At 58.7% G+C, this 13,945-nt stretch carries 13 protein-coding genes and 1 tRNA gene; 1 reads left to right on the forward strand and 13 read right to left on the reverse strand.

The features are described from left to right. Nucleotides 1-23 precede the first annotated feature (23 nt). The 3 genes from HB376_RS01730 to HB376_RS01740 all read right to left on the reverse strand — a co-directional run bounded on the left by HB376_RS01730 (nucleotide 24) and on the right by HB376_RS01740 (nucleotide 2,581). On the reverse strand, nucleotides 24-497 hold the full coding sequence (locus HB376_RS01730) for a VOC family protein (protein WP_213761692.1): 474 nt from the start codon (nucleotides 495-497) through the stop codon (nucleotides 24-26). 128 nt (nucleotides 498-625) lie between these two features. Continuing rightward, the gene (locus tag HB376_RS01735; protein WP_213761693.1) at nucleotides 626-1,093 is read right to left on the reverse strand and encodes a VOC family protein; all 468 of its coding nucleotides are present in this window, start codon (nucleotides 1,091-1,093) and stop codon (nucleotides 626-628) included. 363 nt (nucleotides 1,094-1,456) lie between these two features. Beyond that, entirely contained in the window at nucleotides 1,457-2,581 is a 1,125-nt protein-coding gene (locus HB376_RS01740; protein ID WP_213761694.1) for a Gfo/Idh/MocA family oxidoreductase, read from the reverse strand. A gap of 214 nt (nucleotides 2,582-2,795) precedes the next feature. Between HB376_RS01740 and HB376_RS01745 the strand changes: the two genes are divergently transcribed. Further along, nucleotides 2,796-3,041 (forward strand): hypothetical protein, encoded by a 246-nt coding sequence (locus HB376_RS01745; RefSeq protein WP_213761695.1) that lies wholly within the window; start codon nucleotides 2,796-2,798, stop codon nucleotides 3,039-3,041. 148 nt (nucleotides 3,042-3,189) lie between these two features. On the opposite strand, the gene HB376_RS01750 is transcribed toward HB376_RS01745, so the two are convergent. The 10 genes from HB376_RS01750 to HB376_RS01795 form a co-directional block, all read right to left on the reverse strand. After that, nucleotides 3,190-3,579, reverse strand: coding sequence for a MerR family transcriptional regulator (locus HB376_RS01750; protein WP_213761696.1), 390 nt, complete (start codon nucleotides 3,577-3,579; stop codon nucleotides 3,190-3,192). Nucleotides 3,580-3,666: 87 nt separating this feature from the next. Then, nucleotides 3,667-4,077: an integration host factor subunit alpha gene (locus HB376_RS01755; RefSeq protein WP_031359001.1), complete on the reverse strand. Its 411-nt coding sequence runs from the start codon at nucleotides 4,075-4,077 to the stop codon at nucleotides 3,667-3,669. Nucleotides 4,078-4,124: 47 nt separating this feature from the next. Continuing rightward, nucleotides 4,125-6,560, reverse strand: a complete 2,436-nt coding sequence (pheT, locus tag HB376_RS01760; protein ID WP_213761697.1) for a phenylalanine--tRNA ligase subunit beta — start codon at nucleotides 6,558-6,560, stop codon at nucleotides 4,125-4,127. Between the two features lie 88 nt (nucleotides 6,561-6,648). Continuing rightward, nucleotides 6,649-7,662 (reverse strand): phenylalanine--tRNA ligase subunit alpha, encoded by a 1,014-nt coding sequence (pheS, locus tag HB376_RS01765; RefSeq protein ID WP_213761894.1) that lies wholly within the window; start codon nucleotides 7,660-7,662, stop codon nucleotides 6,649-6,651. A gap of 210 nt (nucleotides 7,663-7,872) precedes the next feature. After that, nucleotides 7,873-8,232: a 50S ribosomal protein L20 gene (rplT, locus tag HB376_RS01770; protein ID WP_007585475.1), complete on the reverse strand. Its 360-nt coding sequence runs from the start codon at nucleotides 8,230-8,232 to the stop codon at nucleotides 7,873-7,875. A 29-nt stretch (nucleotides 8,233-8,261) separates the two neighbouring features. Continuing rightward, entirely contained in the window at nucleotides 8,262-8,459 is a 198-nt protein-coding gene (gene rpmI, locus HB376_RS01775) for a 50S ribosomal protein L35 (protein WP_089160899.1), read from the reverse strand. 227 nt (nucleotides 8,460-8,686) lie between these two features. Beyond that, complete coding sequence (gene infC, locus HB376_RS01780) at nucleotides 8,687-9,211, reverse strand: translation initiation factor IF-3 (protein ID WP_075583340.1); 525 nt, start codon at nucleotides 9,209-9,211, stop codon at nucleotides 8,687-8,689. Nucleotides 9,212-9,261: 50 nt separating this feature from the next. Next, nucleotides 9,262-11,169, reverse strand: a complete 1,908-nt coding sequence (gene thrS, locus HB376_RS01785; protein ID WP_213761698.1) for a threonine--tRNA ligase — start codon at nucleotides 11,167-11,169, stop codon at nucleotides 9,262-9,264. A 279-nt stretch (nucleotides 11,170-11,448) separates the two neighbouring features. Then, nucleotides 11,449-11,525: transfer RNA gene (locus tag HB376_RS01790), tRNA-Val, on the reverse strand. Nucleotides 11,526-11,699: 174 nt separating this feature from the next. Then, nucleotides 11,700-13,934, reverse strand: coding sequence for a bifunctional (p)ppGpp synthetase/guanosine-3',5'-bis(diphosphate) 3'-pyrophosphohydrolase (locus HB376_RS01795; protein WP_213761699.1), 2,235 nt, complete (start codon nucleotides 13,932-13,934; stop codon nucleotides 11,700-11,702). Between the last annotated feature and the right edge of the window lie 11 nt (nucleotides 13,935-13,945).

Consider the following 13,945-nt stretch of genomic DNA (forward strand, 5'->3'; position numbering starts at 1 on the left):
ATGACGCCCCGCTTGGTCCGCAGTCACTCGCCCCGATAAACCCGCTCGAGCCCCGCGATATCAAGCTTGACCATGCCCATCATTGCGCGCATGACGCGCGACGATTTCTCCGCGTCCGGGTCCTGAAGCATTTTTCCAAGCGCCACAGGCACGATCTGCCACGACACACCGAACTTGTCTTTAATCCAGCCGCACTGCTGCGGTTCGCCGCCATCGCCGAGCCGGGCCCACAAATTATCGACTTCCTCCTGAGTCTCGCAGTCGACGAAAAGCGAGATAGCAGGCGTAAAGGTGAACACCGGGCCGCCGTTCAGCGCTTTGAACTCCCGGCCTTCCAGTTCGAATGCAATGCCCATGACCGCGCCCTTCGGCCCCGGGCCTGCGTCGCCGAAGCGCATCACCGACAGGATTCGCGAGTGATTGAAGATGCTCGTGTAGAACTGAGCGGCCTCCTCAGCGTTGTTGTTGAACCATAGAAAAGGAGAGATCTTCTGCATGGAAACTCCTGAGGTTTGTGGGTTAAGGGAACACGCTTAACCCACAAAAGTGCTGGCCGGTATGACGCCGCGGACTGACGCTTCAGACGCGGCGTCGTGCAGCCTATCGCAGCTGAACTCGCCCGAAATTACGTCGGCATGCCCTTAGGCATGCCTTCGCGGATCTCATCGGCGGTGAGATCGCGGGTATGAGTTGCGAGCGACCAGTGATGACCGAACGGATCTTCGATCTGGCCATAGCGGTCTCCCCAGAACATATCGGCGACGGGCATGGTGACTTTTGCACCGGCGGCGACGGCTTGCGCGAAGGCGGCATCGACGTCTTTCACATACAAATGCAGCGTGACCGGCGAGCCTTTCAGCGTCAGCGGTCCGCTACGACAATTCGGGAATTCCTCGGCCAGCATCAGTGTTGAATCGCCGATGCTCAGCATGGCGTGCATCACCGTGCCGTCGGGAGTCGGCAGACGCATTTGCTCGACCGCGTTGAATGCTTTCTTGTAGAACTCGATGGCGTCCGATGCGCCCTTGCAAACCAGGTGAAGCGTGATCGTATGCATCCCTTCCGGGATCGGTTTGACAGCTGAAGTCGACATTGCTTTGCTCCTGGATGTAACGGGTTGACCAACTAACTGGAGAGACGGCGCCGAACAGCGCCCTCTTTCGATACGACGTGCGATCAGCCCGCAAATCGACACGTCGGGGCAGACTTTTTTGTTTAAACCGATGTTTGGTCGCCAAGGCAGACGGGATTGTTGGCGCACGACGTCGGGACGCCGATGCAAGGGGCCAACAGTGTCTCTAACGAACCGGTTCGTGCGCCCATTGTCGTACAACGAACCGGTCATTTCTTTGATATCGCGGTGTGAGCAAGCCGCTTAAAACAACTTCGTCAGCAGGTTCATTCGAGCTTCCCTGCCATGCCGATAAACCTGCGCGTATTTCCTGCAAACACGCCGTTACTCAATCCGCACCCAGCCATTCGCCTTCGACGACGCCAGCACAGCATCCACAATGCACGCCGAGCGCCAGCCGTCCTCGAATGTCGGCAAACCTTCGCGCGTTTCGCCGCGAATCACCGCGTAGGTGTCCGCCACGAACGCCTCGAAACATTGCGCATAACCCTGCGCGTGACCTGCCGGCAAGGTGGCGAGGCGACGCTGTTCAGCGCTTCCGCGCGACGGATCGCGCACCAGCAGTCGTGTGGAATCGCGCTCGCCGACCCACAGCTGCTCCGGATTTTCCTGATCGAACACCAGGCTCGTCTTTGCGCCATCGATCTCGAACCACAGCCGGTTCTTCCGCCCCGCCGACACCTGGCTAACCGTCAGCGTCGTGAGCACGCCGTTCCTGGTGCGCAGCAAAACGCCGGCGACATCTTCCGTACCCACCGTCTGGGTCGGACCGCCTTTCGCTGCCGCGGTAAACGATTGCACCGAGCCGGCCGGACGTTCGGCGATCGTTGTCTGCAAGCTCGCCACGACGGCATCGAAGCGCTCGCCGCTGATCCATTCCACCAGATCGCACCAGTGCGAGCCGATGTCCGCAAACGCCCGCGATGGCCCACCCAGCGCGGCATCCACGCGCCAGTTGGTGTCGTCGACGCCTAGCAGCCAGTCCTGGAGATAACTGCCGTGGATCAGTTGCAGCGCCCCCACGCTGCCGTCCTGCACGAGCGCACGCGCTTCCCGAACCATAGGGTGATATCGATAAACAAACGGAACCGTCGCAATACGACCCGACTTGCGCGCAGCGAGCGCCAGCGCTTCGGCATCGCTCGCGCAGGTTGCCAGCGGCTTCTCGCAAATGACATGCTTACCGGCGTTGAGCACGGCCATCGCGAGGGGAAAATGGCTGGCGTTCGGTGTGCACACGTGAATAACCGATACCGACGGATCCGCAATTGCCTCTTCCGCCGAGGCGTAACCCCGTTCGATCCCCAACCGGGCAGCCGCCTGCGCCGCGCGGCTTGCACTCGATGACGCAATGCCGCGCACCGTTGCGCCGGCGAGCCGTGCTGCTCGCGTGTGAACCTGGCCCATCATGCCCGCGCCGATAATTGCAACGCCCAATGTCTCCGCCATGCTGCGCTCCCTTCTCGTTTTCTTGAAGCACGATACCTGCCGATCGCGGATTGGAGCAATCAGGGGATTCGTGCTGTTACGGGTTATGTCCCCGTTTTGTGCTCTTCCGCCCCTGTTTTGCTTGTGTACACTCATGTTCCGGCGACTTCCGGCGCGCAAATATTTTCGCCAGATTCACCCTAAAGTTTTTCCACCCGTTGCCGAAAGCCCATCTATGGACCACGAAATCAACCCACCTGCCGACTCGAACGATCCCACCTTCCAGAGGGCGCGGGCGTTGAGTCTGAGCGTCGGCGCAATCCGGAAGGCGCAGGGGAAAAAATGCCCTGGCGATTTTCCGGTTGGCACGATTGAATGGCACGCGGTGGTTGAGGAATTTGCGAATGACGTACTGAAGGCGATGCTGTCAGAACCGGATTTGCCGATCCTGGAATTCAAACGCGACAACGCGCGAAAATAACGGCTTTGGACGAAGCTTAAAGCCCGTAAAACCGAGCGTATGCTCTCGCTCCGATCAAAATCAAAAAAGGCGTCGCTGATTAATCACGACGCCTTTTTGCTTGAGTTTCTGTTTCTGCTTGATGCCAGCGGGTGATTCCCGCAAGTCGTCATCCGCCCAGTAAATCGATCACTTGCAGAATGTCCTTACGCAATTGATCGACATCGACCCCGGCATTCACTTGGGGAATCGCACCGCTTTCCTGCGTGTCCTCGATATCGCCAGCCGAACCGTTCGGACGACCATGTGAATCGAGCCGATTACGCGCGCCATTGATCGTGAAACCCTGCTCATAAAGCAATTCACGAATGCGGCGGATCAGCAGTACTTCGTGATGCTGATAATAGCGGCGATTGCCACGCCGCTTTACCGGCCGCAGCTGCGTGAATTCCTGTTCCCAGTAGCGCAGCACGTGCGGCTTGACGCCGCATAGCTCGCTGACCTCACCGATGGTGAAGTAGCGCTTGGCCGGGATTGGAGGCAGGACGACTTTTTCCATCGTCAATCAACCATCGTGGTGAATGTCGCGAATGGGGCGAATGCCGCTAATAAGCGCTCGGGCAGCAAATGGCAAATGCCCGTCACTTCAGCGGCCGAAACTGTTTTCAGCACCGGCTTCGACCAGCGCTTTCAACTTCTGACTCGCATGAAACGTGACAACACGACGCGCCGCGATGGGAATGGCTTCCCCCGTTTTTGGATTACGTCCGGGACGCTGCGGTTTGTCGCGTAGCTGAAAGTTGCCAAAGCCGGATAGCTTGACACTGTCGCCGCTTTCAAGCGCGTCGCGAATGACCTCGAAAAATGCTTCCACCATGTCTTTGGCTTCGCGCTTATTCAACCCGACATGGTCAAATAGCATTTCGGCCAATTCGGCTTTTGTCAGCGTAGGCGTTTCTGCCGTTGCCGCACCGTTCGAAGTGGGAACATCTCGGATCATGGCGCTGCGTTGCGCCGAAAGAAGGGCTTCGAAATCACTCGAGTTCATTTGGTTCATATCGAAAAAATGGCGTGCCGATGAAGACGGAGGGGGCCAACTGCAGGCTATCCGCGCAATCGCGCGCCATGTACTCGAGCCAAGCGTTCCACCAATGTTTTGATGGCCGTTTCGACCGTTTCGTCCTGAAGCGTCCCGCCAGTATCTTGCAACGTTACACGGAAGGCAAGGCTTTTCTCATGTGCGTCCAACCCACCGGAAGTGCTTGATTTTGGACGAAATTCGTCAAATAAAGCAACCCTGGTGACATGCTTGCAGGCGGGCTCGGAACGGGCACTTTCCAGCTCGTCGATGAGCGCCTGCACTTCAACCTTCTGGTCCACGACAATCGCAATATCGCGGCGAACCGGCGGGAATTTCGACACGTCGGACGGTACGGGCAATGCGCGTTGAATCAAAGCGTCAGCTTCGATTTCGAACAAAACCGGCGCGTGCGGCAAATCGTATTTCTGCATCCAGCGCGGGTGCAGGTCACCGATCCAGCCCACGGCCCGGCCGTCGATTTCGATCCGTGCGCTGCGCCCCGGATGCAGCGCCGGGTGTTCCGCTTTCACGAAACGCGGCACGACCGGCGCGAACAGCGCTTCCACGTCGCCTTTTACGTCGAAGAAATCGACGCTGCGGGACGGTTTCGCGCCCCACTGCTCTTCGAACGCCGGACCATAAGCCAAACCGCCGATCATTTTCGGCTGGTCGAAACCTTCAATAGCCAGTTCGCCCGCTTTGATCGCCGGATCGTGCAGGAACACGCGGCCCGCTTCGAACACGCGAATCCGGTCCGCGCGCCGGTTGAGATTGTGACGGAGCACGCTGATCAGGCTGCCGAACAACGTGGTACGCATGACCGAAAGCTGGCTCGCGATCGGATTCAGCAGCTTCACAGGATTCGTATTGCCGGCAAAATCCGCTTCCCATTCGGCATCGACGAAACTGAAGTTCACCGTCTCCGCATAATCCCGTGCGGCCACGGCGTGGCGTAACACGTGAATCGAACGCTTCGTTTCATTGGTCGGACGCATTTCGCTGGTCGCCACCGGCGGACGCGCCGGAATCTTCTCGAAGCCATAAATGCGCGCAACTTCCTCGATCAGATCTTCTTCAATCTCGATATCGAAGCGATACGGCGGCGGCGTGACCGCGAACGTGTCGCCATCGTGCGTGAACGTCAGGCCAAGTCGCGTGAAAATCTGCGCAATTTCCTCGGCGCCAATTGCCACGCCGATAATCCGGTTCGCCCGCGATACGCGCATGCTCACCGGCTCGCGCGTCGGCACGTTGAGCGTCTGGTCGTCTACAGGACCGGCGTTACCGCCGCAAATATCGAGGATTAGTTTCGAAATGCGCTCGATATGTTCGACGGTCGTCGAATAATCCACGCCGCGCTCGAAGCGATGGGCGGCATCGGTGGAAAAGTTGTACTTGCGTGCGCGACCACGGATGCTGTCCGGCCACCAGAACGCGGCTTCCAGGTAAATGTTGGTCGTGTCGAGCGACACGGCGGTGCTGTCACCGCCCATGATCCCGGCGAGGCTTTCGACGTGGCGATCATCGGCGATCACACCGACGGTTTCATCCAGTTCCACCGTGTTGCCGTTCAGCAGCTTGAGCGTTTCGCCCTTTTTTCCCCAGCGCACTTCAATACCGCCGTGGATCTTGTCGAGATCAAACACGTGCGTCGGCCGGCCGAGTTCAAGCATCACGTAATTCGAGATATCGACGAGCGCGGAGATGCTGCGCTGTCCCGAACGCTCGAGACGCTCGACCATCCAGTGCGGCGTCTTCGCGTGCGCGTTCACGCCGCGGATCACTCGACCCGAAAAGCGTCCGCACAAATCCGGCGCCAATACGTTGACCGGCAATATTTCATCGATAGTGACAGCAACCGGCGGCATCTCGAGCGCATGCAACGCCGCGCCCGTGATAGCGGCGGTTTCCCGCGCGACGCCGAATACCGACAAACAATCGGCTTTGTTCGGCGTGAGCTTGATCTCGAAAACGGTGTCGTCGAGGTTGAGCGTCTGGCGAATGTCCTGGCCAATCGGGGTATCGGCGGGCAGGATCAGCAAGCCGCTGTGATCTTCCGACAGCTTCAGTTCGCGTGCCGAGCACAACATCCCCTGACTTTCAACGCCACGCAGCTTGGACAATTTGATCGCGAACGGCGCACCACCCGCTTCGGCCGGCGGCAATTCAGCGCCGACCAGTGCAACCGGCACCTTGATTCCCGGCGACACGTTCGGCGCACCGCACACAATGGTCAGCGTCTCGCCGGTGCCGGCGTCGACCTGACAAACGTTAAGCTTGTCGGCATTCGGATGCTTCGCCACTTCCAGCACCTGCCCGACGACGATCTTCGTGGTCGGCGGCGCGACGGGCGCGAGGCTTTCCACTTCGAGACCCGCCATGGTCAGCGCGTGCGAGAGTTCATCGGTCGAGAGCTTGGGATCGACGAAAGTTCTAAGCCAGGATTCCGGGAATTGCATGTGTGTCTAGGTTCGAAATGAGGTTCGACATAAGTCGTGTCTGCGTCTGGACGTAACCATCCAGACAACGGCTCGCAGCAACGTGCATTCAGGCAAATTGCTCGAGGAAACGCAGATCGTTTTCGAAGAACAGGCGCAGGTCCTGCACGCCATAGCGCAGCATTGTCAGGCGTTCGAGCCCGCTGCCGAATGCAAAGCCGATATACCGTTCCGGGTCGAGTCCCATGTTGCGGATCACGTTCGGATGAACTTGCCCCGAACCCGAGATTTCGAGCCATTTGCCGGCGTTCTTGCCCTGCTCGAACATCATGTCGATTTCGGCGGACGGCTCGGTAAACGGAAAATACGATGGCCGGAAGCGCACGAGAATGTCGTCGCGCTCGAAGAATTTCTTCAGGAAATCAGAGTACACGCCCTTCAGGTCGGCAAAGCTGATGTTCTCGTCGATCCACAAACCTTCGACTTGATTGAACATTGGCGAATGCGTGGCGTCGCTATCCACCCGATACGTCCGGCCCGGCACGATCACCTTGATCGGCGGCTTGTTCATGCGCGCGTAACGCACCTGCATCGGGCTGGTATGCGTGCGCAGCAGCAGTTGCCGCCCGTCCGCATCTTTCCCGTCGATATAAAACGTGTCCTGCATCGAACGCGCCGGATGATTTTCCGGACTGTTCAGCGCAGTGAAGTTGTACCAGTCGGTTTCGATTTCGGGGCCGTCGGCCACATCGAAACCAATCGTGCTGAAAATCTGTTCCACGCGTTCCCACGTACGCATCACCGGATGCAGGCTGCCGGCGCCAAGACCGCGGCCAGGCAACGTGACATCGATCGATTCGGAAGCAAGCCGCTGATTCAGCAACACGTCCGCCAGCGCCTGACGGCGCGCGTTCAGTGCCGCTTCCACTTGCTGCTTGACCGCGTTGATGCGTGCACCTTCGGTCTTGCGGGCGTCAGGATCGAGTTTGCCCAAGCCTTTCAGCAGATCCGTGAGCACCCCGGACTTACCAAGAAAGCGGGCCTTTTCATTTTCGAGCGTGGCCGCATCGGCGGCGTTTTCGAAGGCATTTCGCGCGTCGGCGACAATCTGGTCCAGATCCATTGATCCCATCATTTCAGCGTCAAAGTTCTTCTGATCGTTCCCGGGCCGATGTGTGCGCGACCTAGGTATCTTCGCGCTCCAACCCATCTTCACCGGCTTCACCAACAAAAACGGGGCTCGACAAGAGCCCCGTTTTTTTGTCGTTGCGCTGTCCGTTTAGAGACAGCGCTACAACGAACTACGCAGTACCAATCTTGCTAACAAGCTCGATCAGGCTGCAACGGCGGCTTTTACCTGCTTGACGATCGCAGCAAAAGCAGCCTTGTCGAACACAGCCATGTCGGCCAGCACCTTGCGGTCGAGTTCGATCGAAGCCTTCTTCAGGCCGTTGATGAACACGCTGTACGTCATGTCGTGCTGACGCACCGCCGCGTTGATACGCGTGATCCACAAAGCACGGAACACACGCTTCTTGTTGCGGCGATCGCGATAGGCATATTGCCCGGCGCGCATGACCGCTTGCTTGGCGATGCGATAGACGTTATTGCGACGGCCGCGGTAACCCTTGGCCAGCTTGATGATCTTCTTGTGACGGGCCCGTGCGGTAACCCCACGTTTGACTCTAGGCATAGTGCGCTCCTGTGAGTGTCAGTTAAGGGTTAAGCGAACGGCAACATTGCGCGCACGGAATTCATATCTGCATGATGAACTTCCGTGGAACCGCGCAAATGGCGTTTTACCTTGGTGGTCTTCTTGGTAAGAATGTGACGCTTGAAGGCTTGACCACGCTTGATGGTACCGCCCGGACGCACCACGAAGCGCTTTGCAGCACTCTTCTTGGTCTTCATCTTCGGCATGAAACTACTCCAGTTTATTAGATGGATATGGGTGTGCGGTCGATCCACTCGATCCTGACCCGCCCTTCGAAACCCACATGCCACTTATGAGCGGCAGACTTTTGACAGCCACCGCTTTTTCATGAACGCCGCCTATTATCCGGCAGCGCCCCGAAACCTGCACAAACGATGCCGCGCAGACCTTCGAATATTTCCCGGCCGCGCGATCCATCGATCGATTCTTTCGACTATTTCTTTTTCTTCGGGGCCATGACCATGATCATCTGGCGCCCTTCCATCTTCGGCATTTGCTCGACCTGACCGTGCTCTTCGAGATCGGTCTTCAACCGCTCGAGCACGCGCATGCCGATTTCCTGGTGAGCCATTTCCCGACCGCGAAAACGCAACGTGATTTTCGTCTTGTCGCCATCTTCGAGGAAGCGCGTGAGGTTGCGCAGTTTCACGTTGTAATCACCGTCATCGGTGCCAGGCCGGAATTTGACTTCCTTGACCTGAACGATCTTCTGCTTGAGTTTCGCCTCGTGCTGCTTCTTGGCTTCCGAGTACTTGAACTTGCCGTAATCCATCAACCGGGCGACGGGCGGAACAGCCTGAGGCGCGATTTCGACGAGATCCACGTCTTGCTGTTCCGACATGCGGAAAGCATCGGCAAGCTTCACGATTCCTAGCGGCTCGTTGTCCACTCCGACCAGGCGCAATTCAGGTGCCGTGATTTCCCCGTTGATGCGATGTGCAGACTTATCAGTAGCGATGTTACGTTTCCTCTAAAAATCTAAAAAAACTAGCCGGGCTGCGGGTGGGCTTACTTGTACGCCTGCACGTCCTGCTGCAGACGCTCAAGGAATGCATCGACGCGCATCACGCCAGCGTCAATACCGCCACGAGCACGCACGGCTACGGTTTGTGCCTCACGCTCCTTGTCCCCGACGACCAGCAAATAGGGAACCTTCTGCAACGTGTGCTCTCGTATTTTATAGCTAATCTTCTCGTTGCGCAAATCGCTCTCTACTCTAAGCCCTTGTTTTTGCAACGATTGGGTCAGTTGCAGTGCATATTCAGCCTGACTTTCAGCGATATTCAACACCACAGCCTGCACCGGCGCGAGCCAGGAGGGCATTGCACCAGCATGGTGCTCGATCAGAATACCGAGAAAACGCTCCATGGAACCGACGATTGCACGGTGCAACATCACCGGACGCTTGCGGCTGTTATCTTCCGCCACGTATTCGGCGCCCAGGCGCTCCGGCAGCACCATGTCGAGCTGGAGCGTGCCGCATTGCCATGACCGGCCGAGCGCGTCCTTGATGTGGTACTCGATCTTCGGACCGTAAAACGCACCCTCGCCCGGCAGTTCTTCCCACGTGAGACCGCACGCGGTCAGCGCGTCGCGCAGGCCCTGTTCCGAGCGATCCCAGGTTTCGTCGGTACCGGCACGGGAATCGGGACGCAGCGACAGCTTGATGTCGATGTGATCGAAGCCGAAATCCTTGTAGATGCTCATCGCGAGCGTATTGAACGCAATGGACTCTTCGATGAACTGGTCTTCCGTGCAGAAAATGTGGGCGTCGTCCTGGACAAAACCCCGCACGCGCATCAGGCCATGCAACGCGCCCGACGCTTCATTCCGATGACACGAGCCAAATTCCGCGTAACGCAGCGGCAGATCGCGATATGAACGCAAGCCATGGTTGAACACCTGCACGTGGCCAGGACAATTCATCGGCTTGATGGCGTAATCGCGCTTCTCCGACTCCGTCGTGAACATGTTTTCACGATAGTTCTGCCAGTGACCCGACGCTTCCCACAGCGAGCGATCCATGATCATCGGCGTCTTGATTTCGAGATAGCCGACTTCGTTCAGGCGATGGCGGATATATTGCTCGACCTGTTGCCAGATCGCCCAGCCCTTGGGGTGCCAGAACACCATGCCCGGCGCCTCTTCCTGCAGATGGAACAGATCGAGTTGCTTGGCGAGCTTGCGGTGATCGCGCTTCTCGGCTTCCTCGAGCATGTGCAGATACGCTTCCTGGTCTTCCTTCTTCGTCCAGGCCGTACCGTAGATACGCTGCAACTGTTCATTCTTCGAGTCGCCGCGCCAGTAAGCGCCCGCGACCTTCATCAGCTTGAAGACCTTCAGCTTGCCGGTAGACGGCACGTGCGGGCCGCGGCAAAGATCCGTGAAACTGCCGTGCGAATACAGTTTGATGTCGTCGGTGGACGGGATCGATTCAATGATCTCCGCCTTGTACTTTTCGCCGATGCTCTTGAAGTAATCGACCGCTTCGCCGCGCGTTACCACCCGGCGCGACACCGGCTCGTCCTTCTTCGCGATTTCGGCCATGCGCTTTTCGATCTTCTCGAGATCTTCCGGCGTGAAGGGACGGCTATACGCGAAGTCGTAGTAGAAACCGTTCTCGATCACCGGGCCGATGGTCACTTGCGCGTCCGGATACAAATCCTTGACTGCATACGCGAGCAAATGCGCGGTGGAGTGGCGAATGATATCGAGACCGTCAGCGTCCTTTTCCGTGACGATGGCGAGCGACGCGTCGTGATCGATCAGCGTGGACGTATCGACGAGTTCGCCGTCGAGCTTGCCGCCCAACGCGGCTTTCGCGAGACCTGCACCAATCGACGCGGCGACTTCCGCAACCGTCACAGGGTGGTCGTACTGTCTAACTGACCCGTCGGGCAAACGTATCGAAACCATTTCGTTCTCCAAGACGCCGGCAGCCGACGCCCAAGTTCATTCAACAATGCCTTGCAAACGCCAAGGCGAACGCGCGAAGGCAAAAAAAATGCGGCCCCACATTTTGAGGGGCCGCATTCACTTTTCCTACAACTGCAAAGGCGAAAGTGGTCCTCGACTAGCGTCGCTCCGAAGTTGTTTCGGTCAACGTTCGCGGTGCCATCTTGTTCATTTGCCTTTCGCGCCAAGACGCTTGCTGCAGTTTTGAAAATCCAGCCTGAACCGGATTTCCACTTTCGTTGGTAGGCTCGATTGGACTCGAACCAACGACCCCCACCATGTCAAGGTGGTGCTCTAACCAGCTGAGCTACGAGCCTGAAGAAGCGAAATTATATGGAGCGTTTTGAATCTTGGCAAGTGCTTTCATGCGATGACATTGCAGATGTTCGTCGATACGTTTAAGAAGCACTAACAATGCGCTTCAAATTCAACGCCTTATCAAACTATTAAGTGCAGGAGCGGGCATGCATTTTTCTTTCGTGCGCGCGGCTTCAGGCCCGTCGCGACGCGCGCACCACGCCCTGCACTTCGCCCAACAACAAGCACGCGCGCTGAATTTGCGCGGCGCTCGACACCTCGACCGTAAATTGCATGTACGCGACGTTGCGCCGGCTCTGCGTCTTCACCCCGGTCACGTTCATTTTCTCGCGCGCGAAGACTTCGGAGATATCGCGCAGCAAGCCTTGCCGATCGTTCGATTCCACGGCGAGATCGACTGGGTACACCGACGATCCGCGTCCGCTCATTACGTCGGCGGACCACGCGGTCTCAAGCACACGTTCAGGTGAACGCTCAGCCATGCGCCGGAAGGTCGCGCAGTCGCTGCGGTGGATCGACATACCCTTGCCACGCGTGACGAAGCCCGCGATGCGGTCCGGCGGAGCCGGGCGGCAACACCGTGCCAGTTGCGTCAACAACGCGTCCACACCGACGACCAGCACGCCGGTAGACGCACCCTGCGCCACGCTTTGCCCGCTGCTGCGCTTCTCGAATTGCGCCGGCGCTTCGGGCGCGGGTTCCGGCGGCGGCGTGTCGTGCAGCGCCTGCTCGATGTTGCGCAGGCTGAACTCTTCCTTGGCGACGACCGCGTACAGATCTTCAGGCGTCTTGAAACCGAGCTTCGATGCCAGCTGATCGAGGTTGACGGACGTCTTGCCCTCACGCTGCAGCGTCTTTTCAACAAGCGTGCGCCCGTTCGCTATGTTCTCCTCGGAATCGACCGCGTTGAACCACGCGCGCACCTTTTGCCGAGCCCGCGGGCTGTGCAAATAACCGAGCAACGGATTGAGCCAGTCGCGCGACGGCCCGCCCTCCTTCACCGCCACGATCTCGACCGTCTGGCCGTTCTGCAGCGGCGTGTTGAGCGGCACCATGGCACCGTCGACACGAGCGCCACGGCAACGATGCCCAAGCTCGCTATGCAGGTGATACGCGAAGTCCACGGCGGTCGAGCCTTGCGGCATGGCGATCACGCGTGCCTGCGGCGTGAGCACGTAGATGTGGTCGTCGTCGAGTGTGGCTTCGCGCAAATGCTGCCAGGGCTGCGCGCCCGGCTGATCGCCCTCGGAGACGTCTTCTTTCCACGCCAGCAGTTGGCGCAACCACGCGATCTTTTCGTCGTATTTGTCGCTGGCCGTCACCTGGCCGCCGTACGCGCGCGTGCCCGCTTCCTTGTAGCGCCAGTGGGCAGCTACGCCGTATTCGGCGAAACCGTGCATTTCCTGTGTGCGGATCTGGACTTCAAACGCTCGCCCGTCGTCGCCCACCACGACGGTATGCAGTGACCGGTACCCGTTCGCTTTCGGCCGTGAAATGTAGTCGTCGAATTCCCGTGGCACCGGCTGCCACAAGTTATGGACGATACCGAGCACGGTGTAGCAATCCTTGATGTCGTCGACGATCACGCGAAACGCGCGCACGTCATTCAGCTCGGAAAAATCCAGTTCCTTGCCGCGCATCTTTTTCCAGATGCTGTAGATGTGCTTCGGCCGGCCGCTCACTTCCGCGCGGATATTCGCGGCGGCCAGTTCTTTCTGCAAGCGTGCGATAGCGTCGGTCACATACGCTTCGCGCTCGACACGCTTTTCGTCGAGCAACTTGGCGATGCGCTTGTAGGTGGGCGGTTCCTCGAAGCGAAACGCGAGGTCCTCCAGTTCCCACTTCAATTGCCAGATACCCAACCGGTTCGCGAGCGGCGCGTAGATCTCGAGTGTTTCACGCGGCACGTCGGGCGAAGGCTCGAGCTTGTTCGCCGCGTAGTAGCGCAATGACTGCAGCCGCGACGCCAGCCGGATCAACACCACGCGGATATCCTGCGCGAACGCGAGCAGCATCTTGCGCAACGCTTCGACCTGGGCACGGCGCGCCGCTTGCGCTTCACGACCCGTTTCCGGCAACGTTGCCTGGGTCGCCCGCGAACTGACTGAACCCAGCCGCCACAGCTTGCGGACGTCCGCGACGAGGCCTTGCACTTCCGCGCCGAAACGCTCACTGATCACACGCTCGGGGTCGTCGATATGCGGCGCAATGGCGAACAACGCCGCCGCCACGATGGCCGCGGGATCGACGTTCAACGTTTGCATGATCCGCGCCGTGCCGGCAGCGTGCTCGACCAGCGATTCCCCGCTGGTCAACCGCGCATCTCCCGCGTGTTCGCGCACGAACGCGAGCGCGTCGTCGAAGGACGGCTCGGGTACCAGTGCAGGAGAAACGGCGGTATCAGGCATACGGATTAAAC

Origin of the sequence: Caballeronia sp. dw_19, assembly GCF_018449515.1 — a bacterium.
Lineage (GTDB): Bacteria > Pseudomonadota > Gammaproteobacteria > Burkholderiales > Burkholderiaceae > Caballeronia.